Genomic DNA, 19261 nt, shown 5'->3' with positions numbered 1-19261 from the left:
TATCTTAAGGTTGAACCGTCGGCTGCACTTTGGTCAGCTTGTACTGATCCGGCGCCGCCTGACAGCGATCGCAGTTAATGCCGGGTTCATCCGCCGCTTTGGTGATTTCCGCTGGCAGCGGCTGGATGGTGGTTCCCGGCGTAGGAATGCCCTTGAGCGCGGAATCCAGAGAGATTTCCGGCAGCAGTACCGGGTGATAAATCTCGGTGGAGAAGCCTTCCGGCACCAGATTGGCGGCGAAAACGTTGCAGCCATCAGCAATGGCGCCGCCCTGACAGAGCTTGATCTGATCGGCGGTGACCCACGGCAGCGGATATTCGATATTGGTCGGCTCCAGATCTCGTTGACCGGTCAGTACCTCCATCATCAGCTTGAAAGCATAGCCAGCGGTGGCCGGGGGCGAACCGGCGGAAACGCCGCTCAGACCGCGCTGACGGTAATCGGCATTGAGGAAGCCGAGCCGAAAACCGTTCATGTTTTCCCCCATAATCGGCACCATCCGGCTTTTGCGGTCGGCCACCGCGTTTAGCACACCGGCTTCGCCCAGTTCAGACCAGATGCCATCCACGTCGGGATGGGCCGCCAGCGCTTTGGCGGTTTCCCGTTGGCTGATGCGGTCATCCCAATAGCCGTAATATTCCGAGGCCACTTTAATCCCCGGATATTGGGAGAAAATATGCATGGCGCCGTCGTAATGGCGTTTATCTACCGAGGTGCCGGGTACGCCGCGGTTCATAAATATTTTCCCTTTTCCGTTCAGTTCATTCACTAATTGCTGGGCCATATTTTCTCCGGCCCCGGCGGAAATATAGCTGATGTTATAAGCGCATTTTTCCGTCACCGTGGAATCGAACATGAAAAATTTAACGCCCTGACTACAACCGCGCCGAATAACACGGTTTAAGGCGGTGGGAGAAATAGGAAAGCTGATAATACCGTCCGCTTTGGCGGCAATCATACTTTCATAAGCCGATATTTGCGCTTGCGGATCGGTGCCGGAAATCACCTCTTCCAATTCCACCATCTTGTCGTAAGGCGGTGTTTTCGCCAGCGAGCGGATAATATTCGCTGTTTCGCTCATCCAGTTATTTCCGCTATAACTCAGGCTAAGAAATATTTTATATTTTTTTGCTTCATCCTCCGCGTGCGCCGCAGAAAAATAACCTGATAACCCCAGTATAGCGACGGCTATGGCCGCACCTCTTTTAAGACGTGTTTGTGTAGACATATTAACTCCCGATCTGGTGGTGATGGTGAAGGTTGCTATAACGTGTTTGCTTTTTATTGGCGTTTAAATATGGCCTGGGTTTTTCCTGATAATAGAATGAGAGAATTCATCGAACCTGATTGAAATAGCAGGGCGATGGTAATAATGGCGCCGGAAACAATCAGCCTCCAGCCTTGATCAAGACCAGTAGCGGCAATGACCGAGTCCACGGTAATTAAAAACAGCGATCCGGCAATGGTGCCGAAAAAGGTGCCTTTACCTCCCAGAATGGAAGAACCGCCGACGACCACTGCCGCAATGGAGGGGAGCAAATAGGGATCTCCCATACGCAGGGTGGCGCCATCGGAATAGCCGGTCAGCAACGCTCCGCCGAGGGCGGCGCACAGCGCGCTCAGAGCATAGGCCGTCACAGTGACCGCCCCGACCGGAATACCGCTGACTTTCGCCGCGCCCGGACTGCCCCCCAGCGCATACAGATTGCGTCCGAATACCGTGCGCGTCTGGATCGCCATTCCCAGTATGCTGAAAACCAGGAAAAACAGGACGATGCAGGGAATACCGGCCAGATTGCCTTTGACGATCTCTGCCAGCAGTTTGGGCGACGCACCGAGCGTGCTGCCACGGGTGGCCCCCAGCGCCAATGATGCGACGATGATCCCAGTTCCCATCGTCATGATAAACGGCGGAATGCGCAGCAGCGTAATCCCCAGTCCGCTGACGGCGCCGATGGCCGCGGCGGAAAGCAGGATCAGGGGCAGCATGTAGGCGATATTGTCGCCGGAAGCGCCGATTATGCCTGCCGACATCACGCCGCCATACATGAACAGGGAGGCCACCGATAGATCCATGCCGCCTGAGAGAATGACCAACCCCTGACCGAATGCCATCACCAGAAGAAAGGAGGTCAGGGTAATGATCATCAGTACCTGCGCCCAGGAACCCAGCGACGGGCTGATCAGGCGGGAGGCAAGGATCATGATAACCGTCAGCCCCAGCAATAATAGCGGCGCGATAGCGTCAGGATTCATGCGGCTACTGGCGCGCTGGTCGATACGTTCGGCGTCTGTCGCCACGGCGGGGATTCTGCTCATGAGTGCACTCCGCTACGTGGCGAACGATTGAGTAACTTCTCGCAGACGATGGCGAGGATCAGCAATACGCCCTGAAAGAAACCGATATAGAAGGAGGAGACGCCAATAGCGAACAGCATCTTCTGCATCAGCAGCAGCACCGCCGCACCCACCATAGAACCGAACGCGCCGCCGCGGCCCCCGCTGAGACTGGTGCCGCCCAGCGCTACCGCCGCAAAGGAGAGCAACAGAAAGGGCAGCCCGGAGTTAGGATCGCCGGTGGCGGTTTGGGCACTGAGCATAAATCCCGCCGCGCCGTAGAAGCACCCGGCCAGGATAAACGCTTTGCAGCGTACCCACTTGACGGCGATACCGGACAGCCCGGCAGCGGTTTCATCCGCTCCCACCGCGTAGAAGGCGACGCCGGTATCGGTACGCTTGATTAGCATCCACACCAGAGCGAAAATCGCCAGCACCAGCGCCGACACCGGAATGGTTTGCCACAGCATATCCGTCAGGCTATCGCTGATAAACTCGGACACCGAACCGCCGGGAACCGGTAGCAGCAGTAGTGCAATGCCTTGACCGATAATCATCGTGCCCAGCGTGGCGGCAATGCTCTGAATGCCGCGATAGGCCACCAGATAACCGTTCAGCAGGCCGAACAGCGCCCCGGCGCCCATGCAGAGCAATAGGCTGAACAGCGCGCCGCCCGGCCCGTCGAACGGGAGGATGGCGGTCAGGGCGTTGGCAATGGAAATAACGCCCACCAGCGATAAATCGAAGCCTCTGGTCAGCACCACCAGCGTTTGACCTGCGGCGGCCAGCGCCAGAGGCGCGGCGTTATTGATCAGGTCGGTGATGGCGTAGGCGCTGAACGCGCCAGGCTCCGACCAACCGTACAGCAGGTACATGAGCAGATACACCACGACCGCCAGCGTGGCGCCCCTTAGCGCCGGGAGAGGACTTTTTCCGGGCCGAGGGGAACCCGGGGGCTTCTGATGAAGACCCTGTGATACATAACTCATAGTCGAGCTTCCTGTGTTGGTGTCGTCTGGATGGCAGTAAGGCCGGAGGCGTCAAACCCGCCCGAATCAGGCCGCTATATCATCATCTTTTCATGCGCTTAACGCCGTTCCCTGGCGTACAGACCGCGATCAGACTACTCCCGGAACCACCACGATCGGCGTGGGGGCTATCCGGCCTTCATGCGTGTGGCTGTGATGGTGATGTGCCGGATGCGTCTCCCCGACCCGGTCAAGGGTGACGCAGGGATCGGCGATATGCGCCACGCGATGCAGAGATACGGGCTGCCCGTGCGGCGTATGCAGATAGGCCAGGTGCCACAATGCCTGACGCGTTTCGACATCCTCGCCGGATAACAGCGATTTCTGTTGCAGCAGCGTTTCCAGCGCGGTCAGCCACTGACGATAGTAGGCTTGCGCCGCTGTCTCGTCCGTCCGTTGCGGCTGCTCTCTGATGGAGGCGGAAAATACCTGCACCCATTCGCTCCAGCCATAGAGGCCATTGCGCGACAGTTGCAGGGCGGTGGCGAAGACTTCCGCCTGCCAGGGTTCGCCAAACGCCATTTCCGGCTCGTCCTGAACGGGCAGGGGGGACGGCGTTGTAGTCAGGGTGGTCATGCTGTTCTCCTCTCAGGTTACTCAGGTTGCCGGAGTGATATAGTCATCCCAGAGATCGAGATAAACCGCAGTGTTCTCCTTAACCTCTTCCCCCCACAGCTCCTGCGCTTCGAAGCGCACACTGTAGACATGCTGCGGATTTTCCCCTTTGCCGTGGGCGTAGGTATCGGGAAAGACAAACGAACCGTGGTGACGGATGACGGTGCCCACTTTGCCTCGGACATAACGTGGCAGGCGGGTATGGCCGAGCGGATTGATGTTTTTGGCCTGAACCTTATCGCCTGCGGCAAAACGTATCGGCAAGTCGGTGGGGCGCACGTAGACCGGGTTGGTTTGCACCGCAGGGTAAACCTGATCTTTTTCCAGGATATTCATGATGCTTTCTCCAGTTGTGCCAACTGTTGTACCTTCTGTTCCAACTCTTCACGGGTGAACAGTCCGTTGTCGATGCCCAGCGTTTCCATCGCGTGATACCAGTGCACGTAATAAGGCGTACTGAGGTATTCGGCGGGATCCATCACTTCAATCGCGTGACGGAATTCGTCGATAGGGCAGAGTCCGCCGGCAAAATAGAGGCCGATGGTGGAAAAGACCTGCTTTTCCCATTCCGCTTTGAATACCGGCTCGTCGGGATTGATCGCCACCGGGCCGAGGTTATGCATACCACCTACATCATGAATCGAATTCATCTTTCTCTCCTGTTCGGGCTTGGGTTATCGGGCCTGGCTTACCGGGGCAAGCAGGGCGGTGCCGATCATCGAGTCGCGGGTAACCAGGGCGGCCAGTTCATCCTCGCTCATGTTTTCGCTGCCGACCGGGCGTTGCGGCAGGATCATATAGCGGATTTCCGCGTTGCTGTCCCACACCCGGATTTCAACGCTGTCCGGTAAGTGCACATTGAATTCCGCCAGCACCGCCCGTGGCTCGATCACCGCCCGTGAACGGTACTGCGGCGCTTTATACCAGGTGGGCGGCAGGCCCAGCGTCGGCCACGGATAGCAGGAACAGAGGGTGCATACCACCATGTTATGGATCTGGTCGGTATTTTCGGCCACAAACATGTGGGCGCCTTCCAGCCCGGTAAAACCCAGTTCCGCAATGGCCGACGTGGCGTCATCCAGCAGCCGTTGTTTATAGGACGGATCGCTCCAGGCTTTGGCTACTACTTTGGCGCCATTCTTCGGGCCGAAACGATGTTCAAAAATGTCGATGATTTCATCCACCGCTTCCGCTTTGAGATAGCCTTTTTCTATCAATAAAGATTGAATGGCTTTAATCCGTAAAGTCGGAATATTCGGCGGTGTTGTGGGTTCCAGAATATCGCTCATGCTCTTTCCTCTTTCCTGGTGTTGGCGCCAGATAATGCACGCTGGCTGCTGAAAGCCGTGCAAAAAAAAAAGCCCCGGCAACTCTGGTGAGCTGCGAGGGCATCTTTGCCGACGTTATGTTTACACTAACTGGTGATAAAGCAGGTCCGTCCAAAATAACGCTTTACATGATAACTATGTTAAGCAAAATGGGTGCCAATGTTTTTTATGTGTTATTTATTGCTTAATGCATTGAATTTAAACTGACTTTCCCCTGTGGTGCAGATAATCATTCCTGAATTAATCGGGGTGGATGTTCTGTTTAAGTGCGCCGCCATCACTATTCTGGTGCATGATATCCGTATCTACGCAGTACTCAGACGCGCCCATTGCCGTGCTGTCACACCTGGCGCGATTTTAACATTACGAGCCATTCCTGTTGGCGCGATAAAAAAATAATGCAGAACTCTTCTACCGTTTGCTGCTGTTCGGTCGCCAGACGCCGCAATAGGTCATAGGACTGCTGTTCACTGTAATTTAACTCCTTGATTAATAATAACTGTGCCGATAACAGGAACCGCCGTGAACGAATACGGATCTCCTGTTGCCTGAGCATGTCCTGATGCGCCTGATGGCGTTCAAAGTGATGCCGGGCAAGAATGATGGTGGACAAAATGCCATCGGTTTTGACCGGCTTACGCAGGCAGCCATCTACGTCCTGATCGATGACCCATGACAGCCGCGATGGCGTTTCCAGTCCCATCAGGGCGATTTTGGGCAACGACGGCCAACTACCCTGACTGATTTGTTTAATCAGCACACTGTTGTCTGAATCAAAAATCACACTGTCATAGCGATCGCGAAACACGTCATCATGATAATCCACGAAGCTACTACCCTGAATGCCAAGACGCTGAAACTGCGATAGCAGATTCTTTTCATCACGAGGTGAACAGCCGAAAAGCGCAATTTTCAATCCTCGCACTATCAGTCGTTTTTTTGTCGCTTGCACCTTACACCTCGCACCGCTTGCTATAGCGAAAAGTCAGACCAGGTTAACCAGGGATCAGGGGTGACCGGCCCCGGCGACTGCCAAAGAATCTGGAAGCGCCCGTCTTTGCCTAGCCGGGCCAGACGCGGTGTCAGGCTGGCATGATTGTTTTCCCGGTTAATGCAGGTCACGCCGTTCGGCGCCGACAGACTTTCGGCGTACACGGCTTCACGCACCTGTGATGTTTCGTCGCTGCCGCAGCGGTTAATCGCCTTGGCTAAAAAATGCCCGCACATCCAGGCGGCTTCCGCGTCCACCGTGGTGGTGGCGTTCTCGCCGAAACGACGGCGATAGCGTTGGATAAACTGGCTGTTCTGCTCGTTTTCGATACTCTGGAAGTAGACGGCGGAAACCAGATAGCCTTCCAGCGCATCGGCGCCGACCAGCGCCACTTCCGACTCGCACAGCGTCAGACTAAGCCGCACGATGGATTGTGAGCGCAGGAATTCATAATCTTGCTCCATCGTTTTCCAAACGCGGTAGAACCGGTAGGCCGAGATGCCGACCAGCGTCACCAGAATCACCGGCGGCCGCCGATGGATAATATCCAGAATAACCTGCTCTACCTCGGTGTCCCCCAGCGCCAGAAACTGGCTGTGGATCATGGCGCCACCCTGGGTTTCCAGCGCGTCGCGGATGATACGGTCAATTTCTTCCGACCAGATGTAGTTCGAGCCGACATGGTAGATCTCGGCAGGATAGTGATTGATAACGTAGGACAGCATCGGCAAGACGTGCTGGTTAGGCACTGCGCCCAGATACATGACATTGTTGCTGCTTTCAAATCCCTCATAGCGGGCGGTATGCCAGAGCAGGGCGTTTGCTCCTTCGACCAGCGGCAAAATCAGCTTGCGTGAGGCGGAGGTGTAGCAACCGACGATGTGTTTGACCCCGTGCCGGTATAACAGGTCATGACAATAGCGGTAGTAGTTGTCCAGATTACAGGCCGGATCGTAGACCACCGGCGCCAGCGTAAAATTGAAGCGGCGGCTGGCATTCACTTCTTCAATGGCCAGCATAATGCCGTTGAGCATTTCGCGTCCGATGCCGCCATACTGGCCGGATACCGAATAGAGTATGCCTACGGGGATCGTGGCTTTGGCGCGGCGATCACCCGGCATAATGTAGCTGTCTGCTGAAAACATAGTCACCCCGCTTAATCTCTTGCACTGACCACGGCGTTAATCAACGGCTGGTAATAATGCGGCTGGCGCATGGCGATCAAATCTTTGCGGCGCACCACATTGGTGGGATACACCGAATCCAGATTACTGGTATCGATCTCCAGCACCGCCAGATCCTGTGGCTCAATGACCAGCGCCTCCCGCCGCGGCCAGACAAAGGTATCCGGCCCGAATATGCCGCTAAGTCCAGAGGGATTGGCATTGGCATAGCTGAGATAGACATTATTCTCCCCGGCCCGCACTCTGGTGAGCAGCCAGTGATAGCGGGATGCGCCGGTGGCAATGGGATAGTCGTGTGGCACGCGGGTGCCGGGATGATCCGTCGGCCCTGGCAGATCGAGCGCCGCCGGACAGGCGATAATGTCGCAGCCCCGCATTGCCAGTATGCGTCCGGCCTCGGGGAAATTGATATCGTGACCAATCAGCAGCCCGATGCGTCCACAGGGAATATCGAAAGTTTTCCATTCGTGACCTGCGGTGGCCCAGCATTTGTCTTCTTCGGTCAAGTGGATTTTCCGGTACACGCCCGGCAGGCCGTCCGGGCCGATAAGTACCGCCGAGTTATAACGGCGACCGTCGCTGGCTTCCTCCGCCATACCCGCCAACAGATACAGCCGCAAGTGCGCACTCAGATCCATCAGGAAAGCAATAGATGGATGGTGCAGGCCGATGGCGTCCGCCGGGGAGTGATAGCGCCCGGTGAGGCAAAGTTCGGGCAACGTCAGTAATTCAGCGCCTTGCGCTTTTGCCCTGACAGCCAGTTGCTCAATCTGCTGTAGATTGGCGGAGATATCGTTCTGTGGTTCGAATTGCCCGACGGCAATGTGCGAATGTTTGCCTGCGGGTAAGGGTTTGGTGGCGTACAGACCGAAGAAATCCAGAGGATTCCACATAAAAGTATGGGTCATCAGCTCTTTATAGAGTTCCGGTCGCCGTTCAGACAGGAAACCGCGCTGCCGATCACCGGGGTACAACTGGCCGTAGACGATGCCGTCGCCAGTGTCGCGCCAGGACTGGATGTGGCCGTTGGGATCAATGATGCAACTGCCGCCGCTGAACTGAACGCCGCGTTCCCGCCCCCAGCGGTTGCTTTCGATAAGATAGCAGTCATTTTCATAAGCGCGGTTAATCCAGTAAGGGGCGGGAGTCCGCTCGGCCAGCCAGTTGCTGATATGGCAAATAACGTCTGCATCCTGCAATCCGGCCAGACGGGCGGTTTCAATAAAATGGATATCCATGCAGATCAGCAGTGCAATATTGCCCAGCGGGGTGGTAAACACCTGATGGCCTAAATCACCGTTCGCCGCCCATTTGGGTTCCGATATATAAGGATGGGTTTTGCGGTGTTTGCCGATGATCCCTTCGGGGCCGATCAGTACCGCGCAGTTATAATAGAGTCCACTTTGCGCATCGACTTCCGGCAAGCCGACGACCAGATAACATTGATGGTCTGCCGCAATCTTGCCGAAGCGCTCGGTGGTGGCGCCGGGTACGGTTTCAACATAGTCGGCCACTTCTTCCCGATCCATCCAGCAATAGCCTGTGGTGCTCATTTCAGGCATAACAATAAGCCGTGCGCCATGCGCCGCAGCGTCTTCAGTGAGTGCAAGAAGCCTGAGAATATTTTCTTCTTTACGAAATTGGGTGGGTTCAAACTGAATTGCAGCGACGGAAACAGGTTCTTTGATCATTCTCACGCGCTCCTTGGGTAAAAAAAAAGCCCCATCAACGGTTACGTTGACAGGGCATCTTTGCCAGATTTCTGTGTTATGACGCCCTGGGTTCCGCTATAGGGGTGAGAGAGGCGTCCATTGATGTCTATCATTCAAGCAAAACACATGCCAGATGAATTATTTTTTTTAAAATTGATTCAGATCAAAATATTAACAACAACAGCTAGCCCAATCCGGCTAAGGGCACCGGGTGATATTTCCCCGTGGCGGTGCGCTTTAGTGGTGCAGGCGCGCTCACCATGCACTTTTATGGTGTCGTGGATCGGATAGTGGGGCCAGCTAACGTGCAACGGTTATCCTCGATAGTAAGGGGAGGTCGGTGTGGGTAATCCCGCCCCTTTAACCTCCGAGGGCGGGATTGCAGGCCACTTTTCCGAAGTAATCGCCAAACCGGTGTTTCATCGATGTGGCGTTGAGCTACCACGACAACAAAGCGGATTTTGCGGTAGCCCCGGCGATGATAAAGTTGGCAGTTATTGCTTCGCTAATGTGAGTGTTTTTCAAAGGAGTAAGCCAGTTTCAGCACCTTTTCATCCTCTCCCGCCAGACCAAGAAAAGAGACTCCCACCGGCATATTTGCGGTTGCTCTGCCTGCGGGTACGGTTACTTCAGGAAAACCCGTGGAAGATGCAATATAAGACGCCGCATAAGCATCGGACGATTTGCAAATATAAGAAGGATCGCTTTTTCCATTAACAACAGAGCCGGGGCAACTCATAGTAGGAAAAAAGAATGCATCATATTGTCCTTTCGTCATAATCGCGGTTAATTCAGCTCTCAGCTTCGGAATGGTATTGCTGAGTATGCTGATATATTCCGGTGAGTCGGTTGTTTTCGAGTTGGCGCTTTCCTGTAGCCCTTTGTATCGGGCGGGATTTATTTTCAGAGTGCCATTATCTGTCATGGAACTGAGGCGCTTCATGAACTCGCTGGTATTTTGGGGTTGTCCGTCAGGAAGTGATGCCAGATAGGCATCAAACTGCGGTCGGAACTCTGCCGTACCAACCGGCCCCAGCACCAGCCCCCAGAGGTTTTCATACTCTTTCGGCAGGGTGATATGGGTGATTTTTGCCCCGGCTTGCTCAAGCGTTTGTTCAGCCTGTTTCTTAATGTTATCGACGTCCGGGTTGCCTCCGTCAAAATTATCCACGACGGCTATTCGTTTTCCTTTCAGATAGCTGCTATTCAGATCCAGGGCGAATGGCTTGTCAGCGCGCTTGACCTGGAGAGTGGCGGCATCGGCTTTGTCCTCGCCCTGGATGGCATCAAGCACGATGGCTTGATCCTGAACGGTGCGCGTGATGACGCCCGCGTTATCCGAGGTAAGCGAAAGCGGGATAATCCCAGAACGGCTGGTGAGCCCGAGGGTCGGGCGTAGACCCACATTACCTGTCACACTGGCCGGGCCACGGATAGAACCACTGGTGTCGGTGCCAAGCGCAAAGGGAGCGAAATTAGCCGTCACCGCCGCTGCCGATCCGCTGCTGGAGCCTGACGCATCCCGAAGCGTATTTAGCGGATTAAGCGTCTGGCCGCCGAAAGAACTGTATCCTAACCAGCCGTATGAGGCCGACAGTTCAGACATATTTGTTTTGCCAAGAAGAATGGCTCCCTCGTCCAGCAGTTTCTGTACAACAAACGCGTTACTGTCCGGCTTGGATGTTTCCAGCGCTACAGAACCCCCGGTTGTTAAAATACCTTTGGTGTTGAAGTTGTCTTTTACCAGGAAGGGTATTCCTGCCAGCGGAGGATTTTTTTTCTGCCCCTTATTTTGCTCATCCCACGTCCTGGCTTCCGTTAAGGCTTGTTCATTCATGGTTATAACGGCATTGATGTTTTGGTTCTGGTGATTGTTTTCAGTAATTTTTTTTATATAGGCGTTCAAAATTTCTTCTGATGTGATTTCCTTGCGATCTAATGCGGTTCTCAGTTGCTGAAGATCCATTTTTATAATCTGAGCGTCAGTTACCGCTGCACTAACTGTAAAAGAAGAAAGCAGGACTGCCAACGCAACCCCTGCTGATGCGTGTCGAACTCTGAACATATCTTTCTCCGGTGTGAAATAATAAAAAAACTGCCAGCGATCACTACCAAGCAAAAACCATACCATGACATATATTTGTGTGTTGTGTATTCAGGCCGGGTGTTGACTATGCACCTTAAAGCGAGGCTGCACTTAAATAGTACCCTGAAAAGAGGAGTTCCGCTCCGCCGGCAAACACTGACCAATAGCGGGGGGAACAGGCGCTTTCAAACTCGTGTTGTTTGCCGTTTTATAGGCGCATACTGGCGTCGTGTGATTGTGGCGCGGGATCAGGAGTCTGCAACGCGGTTTTTGCCAAAGCCGTCAGTAATAAACGTGCTTTTTCCGGTTCACGGATTTCATCAGAACTCACAAGTTCAACCCTGCTTTTTCCTGTGTCAGGCAAAACTTTCGGCGTCATCAGCAAATCAGTCGATGCATCAACCGTAGCAAGCAATGTCAGTGGATCATAGAGGTTAAGGCGAGTCACGTTTGGCCAAATATCTTCGAAGGATGCCGGTTCCTCTGAAGGAAGATCATCTTTTTCTGAGATAAAAGTATGGAAAAACCATTCACGTGATAACCCAGGCAACAGCCCTGCATTAACGCCTTCCCATAACCCTTTCAGAGCATTTTTCTGCACATCTTTCAGGTAATCGCCAACAGGGTGATGATTAACTGCCATCGCTTCATAAAAAGAAGGGGGAACCGCGGTTTTATAAGCGGCTTCTTTACTGATAATGCGCAGAGGAATACCCAATTCTTGCACCCGGAGGTAAAACGTCTCTGCGGCATGTTGATCAGCAGTATTATTATATGCCCGCTTGTCTGGCTGAACGTGTTCGTTTAAATTCCTGTCATTACTTATTCCCCCCATCACCGTCACCATATCTACCTTTTTTTTCATAAGGTCGGGATGATTTTCTACTAAAGCCGCTGCATCCGTCATTCCGGCGATAACCACGAGCCGTACCGGCTTTTGGGCTGAAGCAAGCCTTAGCTCAAGGGCTTTAACTGACTCTTCACCCTTTCCGCTAATCATCCTGTCAGGTGCACGTAATTTCAGGCCTTCGGGTAAAAATTTTGAATGGTCCTTTATTTGCTTATCATCCATCGGGTAATCTTTACCCATATATACATTCACCCCCCGCATTCCCAGAGAGTTAAACACCCCTTTCGCCATTTGCGCCCTGGCTTCACGGACATTCGGAGAACCAAGAGTAATAATGGCATCCCTAACCCTGACAAATCCCATCGACTGCAGTTGTTTTGCAATAGTAAATGTCACTACATCATCAGGATCTTTATTGGGATCGGAAAAAAGAATTATATTGTGGGGAACCGCAGGTCTTTTAATCGATAATTCTGCCAATACGCTTTTTTCTGTCGCGCTTAAAGCTGCCTGTCCGTGACTGCCGAGTTGCAACATTAAATTATTTCTTTGATGCTGCGTCGGGAGAGAATGGCTACGTCTGAGCGGATGATTACCGTTAGCTTCACTTATATCAGCATTGTGGGAAAGCGGTTCCTGAATGCTCGAAACCTGAGCGTCGTAAGACCCTCTTTCGTATTGTGCAATAGAAAGGGAGCGAGTGTCTGATATTTTAGTCATTAGTAATAACCAGCCTGTTTATTAAATCATCCGAAAGACATTTTCATAGCAATCGATTAATCAGAGGATAAATATAAAGATTAAAAAACTTTTTCATTGTTTTTTCACCTGCGACGATCCATAAAAATAAGTGGTAAATACAGATGCTTAGTTCCTAATCAATTTTCGTCTTGTGGTGCCTGATCGATCGAAATATGTCCGCCGCCGCCCCCCGTTGGAACCGCATTTTGCCCCTGAAGTACAGGTGTCGAAACAATGACGTTGGGTGTTGGCCGGATGGAATCGCCCGAAATTCCTCCGCGACCATGTACCAGCGTGGTTACGCCATTCTCATTTCGTAGGCCAAGGTACGTCGAACCGCCGCCATCTAAGGCGAGCGTGGACGTATTGCCTCCCATCCCACTCGAATGAGCATAACCTTGAGCGGAGATTGCGCCGATCTGGGTAAGTTTTTGCCAAACTGCCATCGTGGCGCCATTTTTTCGGCTTCCTCCGGCGGTTAGCGTATGCATGATGACATCACCACCTGTTCCCGTTTCGGATCTGTTAACACTAATCGCTGATCGCTCGATCGGGTCACCCGATGGCGTCATAGACCCGCCATATTTGTTAAGCTCGTTTTCATTCTTCCCGTCTGGCCGATATAGAAATTTATGGTCTCCGAAGGGGATGGCTTCCAGCTTTCCGTTTCGAGCTAGCAGAGGCCCGCTGCACAAACCGGTCTCGCCATTAATCTTGATTTGTCCGTAGTACTGCTTCCAGATCTTGGAGATAGGTTGATGATCCCCCCGGTGCGACGTTGGGCCGATCGGCGCGCCGATGTCGGTGATTTGTTTTCCATCGTCACCTATCAAGCCTGCCCTGTGTATGAAATATCCGCCGTTGACAATAGCCGAAGGGACGGGCGTATTTTTGGTTAACTCCTCGGGGTGCTCCGGCAAACCACCTTCTTTGGTGCCAATCACATTTGTCGCCGGGGCACCACCTACCACAGTCAGACGGGTATACACAGATTGCTCTTTCAAAAAGTTTTGAATGCGTGTAAGCGGCGCATTATCGCTGGCAAGAGATGCTTCACCTTGCTTTAACGGTTTTAATGTCGTCTGGATTATTCCTGGTGCGACTGATTGCACACGAACTTGTTCGCGAACGCGCTCCCCATAGGTGATTGCTTTAGCGCGGGCGGATGCCAAGTTGTATAACTCGTTCAACTGGTCAGGAGAACGGCTTGGCGCCACTGTAATTTGGTCGGCACTCGTTGGCGGTGTATCAAGTGGGTTATTGGTGACTGCGGAAAAGGTGTTGTTGATTCTCATGCGTATCCTTCAAGTAAAGTTTTGGGGTTAGTTTCACTAAGGGTTTAACACTGAGTAGAGCGAAAACTCACGTTAAGGTTTTTCCTTATGAACATTACTTGAATATGAAACTGGCAAGTATAGTTCCCTTGCCTGGTTTAAAATTAATTGGCTTACAATGACTCATGCATGTGATTAGCGTATTTTCGCGTTGAAAAAGGACATGTGGTGGTGTGATGGACGCCCATTCCTAATGTAGGCTACCGCCCCTGTAACAGCCTGAAGTTGACCAGGGGAATCGTATACCGGTGTAGTGATAAGGAAACAGGGTTCGGATAACATAATGGCGCAGGTAACTTTACCTACTTATGACGCCGGATATATGGTCGCAAACCGTATCGAACCAGTACTTGTAACACAGGGCGCTATTATGTCAGGGAATAACTTTATGTGAAATTTGGTTTTGATTATATATGTGAACCGACTAATTGAAAAAGAGGTGGCTTTAAATGGGAAGTAAAGCATCTGGAGGACTGCTGCTTTTGGCTGGATTATTTTTTTCTGCGACCGCTATGGCGAGGCTAACACAAAATGACGAAGTGGCCTCATTGATTAACAAGCGTTTGTCTTACATGAAGGATGTCGCAGGCTACAAAGCGAACAATCATCTTGCCATTGAAGATTTACCTCAGGAAGCCAGAGTATTGTCCAGCTCAGTGCTCGAGGCAGAAAAGTTGAGGTTAGAGGGTGAGTCAGTAAAACCCTTCATACAAGCGCAAATGGATGCTGCCAAGGCGATTCAATATCGCTACCGTGCTGACTGGCTATCTGTGCCGGAAAAAGGTTGGCAACCTGCCTCTCTGGAGCAGGTAAGATCAAAAATTAGCGTCTTAAACACCGACATTCTTACCGATGTTAGTACCAAATTATCTAAGGGTGAGCGATTTAACGACAAAACCAGCTTTATCCAACAGCTTGACCAGACTCACTTAAAAGCTAGCGATAAAGAACGCTTGTGGTATTCATTGAAACAAATTACGTTGAAAAAATAGCCTTTATAAAAGAATGAATACACTCACCGAACTGCAACATACTGATTAAATTGTCACCGATGATGAAAAAAGACCTACTCCAAAGCTGATTTCTGCCTGTAAGTTTTTATTTTCAGCTATTTTGGGTTGGCAAAAATGGAATGCAGGTCGGTGGAGATGAATGCAGGTTTATTTGCAGGTATCGTGGGTTTAGTACCTGCGCTGGTTGCAGCTAATGGGGGCTGAAAAGTGCGATAAATGCAGGTTTGACCATTTATAAACGCAGGTCACTACACCGATCAAAGATATAAGGTTTCGAGTCGTGTCCATACAGAACGCTGATAATCTTCTGACCATGTGGTTTTAGTAGTAAACCAGCTTTACCCGTATTTTTACCAGCAAAAGGGTATGGCTTCGAGTGGTTTTTAGTGGACGAGAGTAAACCTGAAGAAGAGGATAACCAACTGATTAAATGCAAAAAAGCAGACGTCTGTGAACGTCTGCTTTCTCTAAAATGGCTCCTCTGACTGGACTCGAACCAGTGACATACGGATTAACAGTCCGCCGTTCTACCGACTGAACTACAGAGGAATCGGTTAACTGCGGGGGATAATAACGAGAGCATTTCACCTTGTCAAAGGCTGTTATGCTTTATGGCGACTGATTGCTGAAGTAATAATCAACATATTGAAATTAGTGCGCAAGTTGCGTGTGGATTTGATGTGACTGCTTTACTTTTGTATCAGAACCTGCACCTTAAGATAGCAATAGTTGCATTGGCGTGGTGCATACCCAGATGGAGAGAAATCGATATTTTTCACTTCCAGCTAGTTTGGTTTGATCAGTGAACCATTCCTTTTCCTTATTTTACCCGTGGCTTATCAACCATGTATCAGGTTTTCATCGATACGCGTTCACAATATGGCGCGGATCTTGCTACCTTTTTTGGGGTAACTACTCAGGAGGCAGAAATGAATCTTAGACGGCTCAAATATTTTGTTAAAATCGTTGATATCGGTAGCCTGACCCAGGCTGCTGAGTTGTTGCACATTGCGCAACCGGCGCTGAGCCAGCAGGTCGCTACGCTGGAGAGTGAGCTTGAAAAACAGTTGCTGGTACGTAGCAGACGTGGAGTTACTCCCACAGAAGCGGGGAAAATTCTTTATTCGCACGCACAAACTATTTTGTACCAATGCGAGCAGGCCAAAAGTGCAGTGAACGGGGCCAGGCAGTCGGTAAACGTATAAATTTTAAGTAGCCAGTCATTGCGTGATGGCTGGCTATACCCGTCATCTTTCAAGTGCAAGGGTATTGGCTTTCATGCTTTACCTGGGCTTCGAACTTGTGGCGATGCAAGCAGCCTTCAAATCTGTTTTGGGCAGATTTGTCATCCCGTCCACGTAGTAACTTTAACTCCTGATGAGTTGTTCACTTACCGCATTCCTGCATATTGAAATCGCTTGGATCTATTTAAAATAAAAAGGATTTTTAAAAATACTATTTTGTTTATCTATTTCATCTTTCCTCGTTTTATCGTCATCCTATGAATGTGATGATACCAAAGTTGCGATATACTCTAGCAGTAGCACTGGTTTAAGTGTTACATTAATCCCTGTAATGATTTCTCTTATCCCATTACTGGCGTCCTGTTGGTGCCTATCGGGATGTATGGCAGTTATTTCTTTGATTAAGGAGTTCAAATGAATAATCTTCTCTCTCAACTCTTAATAAGACTGGCAGAAAAAGAGGTCGGGGAAAAAGAACTTCATGCCAAAATCGAATCGTTAGAAATGCTAGTGTTTGCCATTGTTTCAATGCTAGACGATAATGAAATGAATACATTAACAAAAAAGGTGGAGGGCGTATTAGCAGAAGTGACTCAAAGTAAAGGTGAAGATACTTACTTAGCAGTCGAATTATTAACTCGCAATATTAACCGGTTTACTACCACTTCATTAAGAAATTAATTCTATTGTATTATTATCTTAGTTGCATTAATTAGCGGGTGTTATAGTTTTTATTCCCGTTTTTTATAATAATAACCCATCTCATATATTGATAAGATTAATGTATTCTATACGAATTGTTAAAAAGTCAAGACGCTGATTTTTTTGACCAGCGTCCTTTGTGTGTTGTAATGGTTATTATTTATCTTATGCCTGCTGTTTTTTCTTCCGAATAACCTGATAGGCTATCGCCAGAATAACAAACCATAATGGTGTTACAACCAGCGCCTGTAGGGTATCAGGCTGTAGAGTTAACAGAACGATCACAAAGGCAAAAAATGCCAGACAAATCCAGCACATAAAAATACCCCAAGGCATTTTATATTGGGAGTTTGCATGTAACTGAGGTCTTTTTCTGCGATATACCAAGTATGAGCAGAGAATAATGCTCCAGATGAACATGAACAGAATAGCTGAAACGGTTGTTACCAGGGTAAATACCGTCATCACATTTGGGATCAGGTAAATTAATATCACACCGAATAACAGGCAGGTACAGGAAAACAGTAGTCCTGCAGAAGGGACTGCGCGTTTAGACAGCATACTGAAACGTTTTGGCGCATCTCCTTGTTTAGCTAACCCAAACAGCATCCGGCTGGTGGAGAACACGCCGCTGTTGGCTGACGATGCAGCAGATGTCAGTACCACAAAGTTAATCACGCTGGCTGCGGCGGGAAACCCGACCAATATAAACATTTCAACAAAGGGGCTGCGATCTGCGGCTATCGCGCTCCACGGCGTAACAGACATGATCATGATTAATGAAAAAACATAGAACATGATGATACGAAGCGGTATCGCGTTGATCGCACGGGGAAGCACGACGCTTGGGTTCTTCGTTTCCGCAGCTGTTGTTCCTACCAGTTCAATCCCAACGAAAGCGAATACGGCTATCTGGAATCCGGCAAAAAATCCTCCGATGCCTTTGGGAAACATACCGCCATCGTTCCATAAGTTATTAAACGAGGCGACTGATCCTGACGGTGAAGGAAACTTCATCATTACCAACGCCACACCAATAATAATTAAGGCAACGATGGCTACAATTTTGATCATCGCAAACCAGAATTCCATTTCACCAAACAGTTTTACTGTTGCCAGATTAAGTGTGAGTAATAATAGAACACAGAGTAATGAAGATACCCACTGTGACAGGTCGGGAAACCAGAACTGTGCATAAGCACTGATAGCCACCACATCGGCGATACCGGTAACAACCCAGCAGAACCAGTAGGTCCAGCCGGTAAAAAAACCAGCCCAGGGGCCGAGCAGGTCGGCAGCAAAATCACTGAATGATTTATAATTCAGATTAGAAAGCAGCAACTCCCCCATCGCCCGCATAACGAAAAATAGCATAAAGCCAATGATCATATAGACGAAGATGATCGACGGCCCGGCCAGGCTGATGGTTTTTCCTGACCCCATAAATAACCCGGTACCAATGGCTCCTCCAATGGCGATGAGCTGAATGTGACGGTTAGTCAGGTTTCGCCGTAGCCCGTCACCTCCAGACCCTGTAAGGTCTGCCACCTCTTTTGATTGATTTACCATTTAATACAATTTCCTTCTTTATGTGATGTGGGTTTGAGCTTTTGAACGGCTCCGTCATTTACTAATATGGGCACGGATAAACTAGCGCAACTTCTGTACAGATTTAAGGCGCGGCTGGTGTAAATACGATGAATAAGGGCATGTGTAATTCTGTATGTTTTTTGCCCTGAGTAAATAGCATATTGTAATATGAAGGGAACAGACGAAGCGGACTTAAGACTAGCAAAATTGCACATTGCTCACAATATAATTTTAGAATGTAAAAAATAAGAAAAAAACCAATGTCAATATTTGACACTTGCCGCTAAGTGGAGAATAATCCACGCCGTTGGGTCGTTAGCTCAGTCGGTAGAGCAGTTGACTCTTAATCAATTGGTCCGGGGTTCGAGCCCCCGACGACCCACCAACATTTCAATGAATTACATCGTTTTTACTCTTTTCTGCCGCTTCTGACCTATGACTTTCTCAATTGGTACGGTTATTCTTCTATTGAGATCATTAAAGTGCATATAACATAAAAACTATCC

The 19261-nt window shown here is 50.3% G+C and carries 16 protein-coding genes, 2 tRNA genes and 1 pseudogene; 4 read left to right on the top strand and 15 right to left on the bottom strand.

Annotated features, from left to right (window positions below; all coding sequences use genetic code 11):
* Nucleotides 1–4 precede the first annotated feature (4 nt).
* From BIY29_RS12680 to BIY29_RS12625, 13 genes are all read right to left on the bottom strand, one after another.
* The gene (locus BIY29_RS12680) at nucleotides 5–1228 is read right to left on the bottom strand and encodes a sugar ABC transporter substrate-binding protein (protein WP_121575479.1); all 1224 of its coding nucleotides are present in this window, start codon (nucleotides 1226–1228) and stop codon (nucleotides 5–7) included.
* Nucleotides 1229–1281: 53 nt separating this feature from the next.
* The gene (locus BIY29_RS12675) at nucleotides 1282–2319 is read right to left on the bottom strand and encodes an ABC transporter permease (RefSeq protein ID WP_121575478.1); all 1038 of its coding nucleotides are present in this window, start codon (nucleotides 2317–2319) and stop codon (nucleotides 1282–1284) included.
* On the bottom strand, nucleotides 2316–3326 hold the full coding sequence (locus tag BIY29_RS12670) for an ABC transporter permease (protein ID WP_121575477.1): 1011 nt from the start codon (nucleotides 3324–3326) through the stop codon (nucleotides 2316–2318). The genes BIY29_RS12675 and BIY29_RS12670 overlap by 4 nt, the downstream gene beginning before the upstream one ends.
* Before the next feature lie 129 nt (nucleotides 3327–3455).
* Nucleotides 3456–3941: a nitrile hydratase accessory protein gene (locus tag BIY29_RS12665; RefSeq protein WP_121575476.1), complete on the bottom strand. Its 486-nt coding sequence runs from the start codon at nucleotides 3939–3941 to the stop codon at nucleotides 3456–3458.
* Nucleotides 3942–3962: 21 nt separating this feature from the next.
* On the bottom strand, nucleotides 3963–4316 hold the full coding sequence (locus BIY29_RS20870) for an SH3-like domain-containing protein (protein ID WP_276310293.1): 354 nt from the start codon (nucleotides 4314–4316) through the stop codon (nucleotides 3963–3965).
* Nucleotides 4313–4630: an SH3-like domain-containing protein gene (locus BIY29_RS20865; RefSeq protein ID WP_276310292.1), complete on the bottom strand. Its 318-nt coding sequence runs from the start codon at nucleotides 4628–4630 to the stop codon at nucleotides 4313–4315. The genes BIY29_RS20870 and BIY29_RS20865 overlap by 4 nt, the downstream gene beginning before the upstream one ends.
* Before the next feature lie 24 nt (nucleotides 4631–4654).
* Nucleotides 4655–5269: a nitrile hydratase subunit alpha gene (gene nthA, locus BIY29_RS12655; protein WP_121575475.1), complete on the bottom strand. Its 615-nt coding sequence runs from the start codon at nucleotides 5267–5269 to the stop codon at nucleotides 4655–4657.
* 379 nt (nucleotides 5270–5648) lie between these two features.
* Nucleotides 5649–6260, bottom strand: coding sequence for an ANTAR domain-containing response regulator (locus BIY29_RS12650; RefSeq protein ID WP_147437156.1), 612 nt, complete (start codon nucleotides 6258–6260; stop codon nucleotides 5649–5651).
* A 20-nt stretch (nucleotides 6261–6280) separates the two neighbouring features.
* Entirely contained in the window at nucleotides 6281–7444 is a 1164-nt protein-coding gene (locus BIY29_RS12645) for a transporter substrate-binding domain-containing protein (protein ID WP_240630128.1), read from the bottom strand.
* An 11-nt stretch (nucleotides 7445–7455) separates the two neighbouring features.
* Nucleotides 7456–9174 (bottom strand): nitrilase-related carbon-nitrogen hydrolase, encoded by a 1719-nt coding sequence (locus BIY29_RS12640; protein WP_205680340.1) that lies wholly within the window; start codon nucleotides 9172–9174, stop codon nucleotides 7456–7458.
* Nucleotides 9175–9700: 526 nt separating this feature from the next.
* On the bottom strand, nucleotides 9701–11101 hold the full coding sequence (locus BIY29_RS12635; protein WP_240630125.1) for an amidase family protein: 1401 nt from the start codon (nucleotides 11099–11101) through the stop codon (nucleotides 9701–9703).
* Nucleotides 11102–11489: 388 nt separating this feature from the next.
* Nucleotides 11490–12851, bottom strand: a complete 1362-nt coding sequence (xopQ, locus tag BIY29_RS12630) for a type III secretion system effector XopQ (RefSeq protein WP_240630122.1) — start codon at nucleotides 12849–12851, stop codon at nucleotides 11490–11492.
* A 158-nt stretch (nucleotides 12852–13009) separates the two neighbouring features.
* Complete coding sequence (locus BIY29_RS12625) at nucleotides 13010–14167, bottom strand: hypothetical protein (RefSeq protein ID WP_121575472.1); 1158 nt, start codon at nucleotides 14165–14167, stop codon at nucleotides 13010–13012.
* Between the two features lie 488 nt (nucleotides 14168–14655).
* On the opposite strand from BIY29_RS12625, the gene BIY29_RS12620 reads away from it, so the two are divergent.
* Nucleotides 14656–15198, top strand: a complete 543-nt coding sequence (locus tag BIY29_RS12620) for a chorismate mutase (RefSeq protein ID WP_121575471.1) — start codon at nucleotides 14656–14658, stop codon at nucleotides 15196–15198.
* Between the two features lie 494 nt (nucleotides 15199–15692).
* Here BIY29_RS12620 and BIY29_RS12615 read toward each other — a convergent pair.
* A tRNA-Asn gene (locus tag BIY29_RS12615) sits at nucleotides 15693–15768 on the bottom strand.
* Between the two features lie 380 nt (nucleotides 15769–16148).
* On the opposite strand from BIY29_RS12615, the pseudogene BIY29_RS12610 reads away from it, so the two are divergent.
* Nucleotides 16149–16415, top strand: a pseudogene (locus BIY29_RS12610) (LysR family transcriptional regulator); the annotation flags it as partial.
* A 462-nt stretch (nucleotides 16416–16877) separates the two neighbouring features.
* Nucleotides 16878–17144 (top strand): sigma-S stabilization anti-adapter protein IraP, encoded by a 267-nt coding sequence (locus tag BIY29_RS12605; RefSeq protein ID WP_121575470.1) that lies wholly within the window; start codon nucleotides 16878–16880, stop codon nucleotides 17142–17144.
* Nucleotides 17145–17330: 186 nt separating this feature from the next.
* Here BIY29_RS12605 and cycA read toward each other — a convergent pair whose 3' ends face one another.
* Nucleotides 17331–18734, bottom strand: a complete 1404-nt coding sequence (gene cycA / locus BIY29_RS12600; protein ID WP_121575469.1) for a D-serine/D-alanine/glycine transporter — start codon at nucleotides 18732–18734, stop codon at nucleotides 17331–17333.
* 330 nt (nucleotides 18735–19064) lie between these two features.
* On the opposite strand from cycA, the gene BIY29_RS12595 reads away from it, so the two are divergent.
* Nucleotides 19065–19140, top strand: a tRNA-Lys gene (locus tag BIY29_RS12595).
* Nucleotides 19141–19261 lie beyond the last annotated feature (121 nt).

Source organism: Brenneria alni (genome assembly GCF_003666245.1).
In the GTDB taxonomy this organism is placed as follows: Bacteria; Pseudomonadota; Gammaproteobacteria; order Enterobacterales; family Enterobacteriaceae; genus Brenneria; species Brenneria alni.
This window is presented reverse-complemented; position numbering and strand designations above follow the sequence as displayed.

What these genes read in the sequence shown, in the direction of transcription:
- BIY29_RS12605 (WP_121575470.1), top strand. Translation starts at nt 16,878, where the DNA reads ATGAATAATCTTCTCTCTCAACTCTTAATAAGACTGGCAGAAAAAGAG.
- BIY29_RS12675 (WP_121575478.1), bottom strand. Translation starts at nt 2,319, where the DNA reads ATGAGCAGAATCCCCGCCGTGGCGACAGACGCCGAACGTATCGACCAG.
- BIY29_RS12670 (WP_121575477.1), bottom strand. Translation starts at nt 3,326, where the DNA reads ATGAGTTATGTATCACAGGGTCTTCATCAGAAGCCCCCGGGTTCCCCT.
- BIY29_RS12620 (WP_121575471.1), top strand. Translation starts at nt 14,656, where the DNA reads ATGGGAAGTAAAGCATCTGGAGGACTGCTGCTTTTGGCTGGATTATTT.
- xopQ (WP_240630122.1), bottom strand. Translation starts at nt 12,851, where the DNA reads ATGACTAAAATATCAGACACTCGCTCCCTTTCTATTGCACAATACGAA.
- BIY29_RS20870 (WP_276310293.1), bottom strand. Translation starts at nt 4,316, where the DNA reads ATGAATATCCTGGAAAAAGATCAGGTTTACCCTGCGGTGCAAACCAAC.
- BIY29_RS12680 (WP_121575479.1), bottom strand. Translation starts at nt 1,228, where the DNA reads ATGTCTACACAAACACGTCTTAAAAGAGGTGCGGCCATAGCCGTCGCT.
- BIY29_RS12645 (WP_240630128.1), bottom strand. Translation starts at nt 7,444, where the DNA reads ATGTTTTCAGCAGACAGCTACATTATGCCGGGTGATCGCCGCGCCAAA.
- BIY29_RS12640 (WP_205680340.1), bottom strand. Translation starts at nt 9,174, where the DNA reads ATGATCAAAGAACCTGTTTCCGTCGCTGCAATTCAGTTTGAACCCACC.
- BIY29_RS20865 (WP_276310292.1), bottom strand. Translation starts at nt 4,630, where the DNA reads ATGAATTCGATTCATGATGTAGGTGGTATGCATAACCTCGGCCCGGTG.
- BIY29_RS12625 (WP_121575472.1), bottom strand. Translation starts at nt 14,167, where the DNA reads ATGAGAATCAACAACACCTTTTCCGCAGTCACCAATAACCCACTTGAT.
- nthA (WP_121575475.1), bottom strand. Translation starts at nt 5,269, where the DNA reads ATGAGCGATATTCTGGAACCCACAACACCGCCGAATATTCCGACTTTA.
- BIY29_RS12665 (WP_121575476.1), bottom strand. Translation starts at nt 3,941, where the DNA reads ATGACCACCCTGACTACAACGCCGTCCCCCCTGCCCGTTCAGGACGAG.
- cycA (WP_121575469.1), bottom strand. Translation starts at nt 18,734, where the DNA reads ATGGTAAATCAATCAAAAGAGGTGGCAGACCTTACAGGGTCTGGAGGT.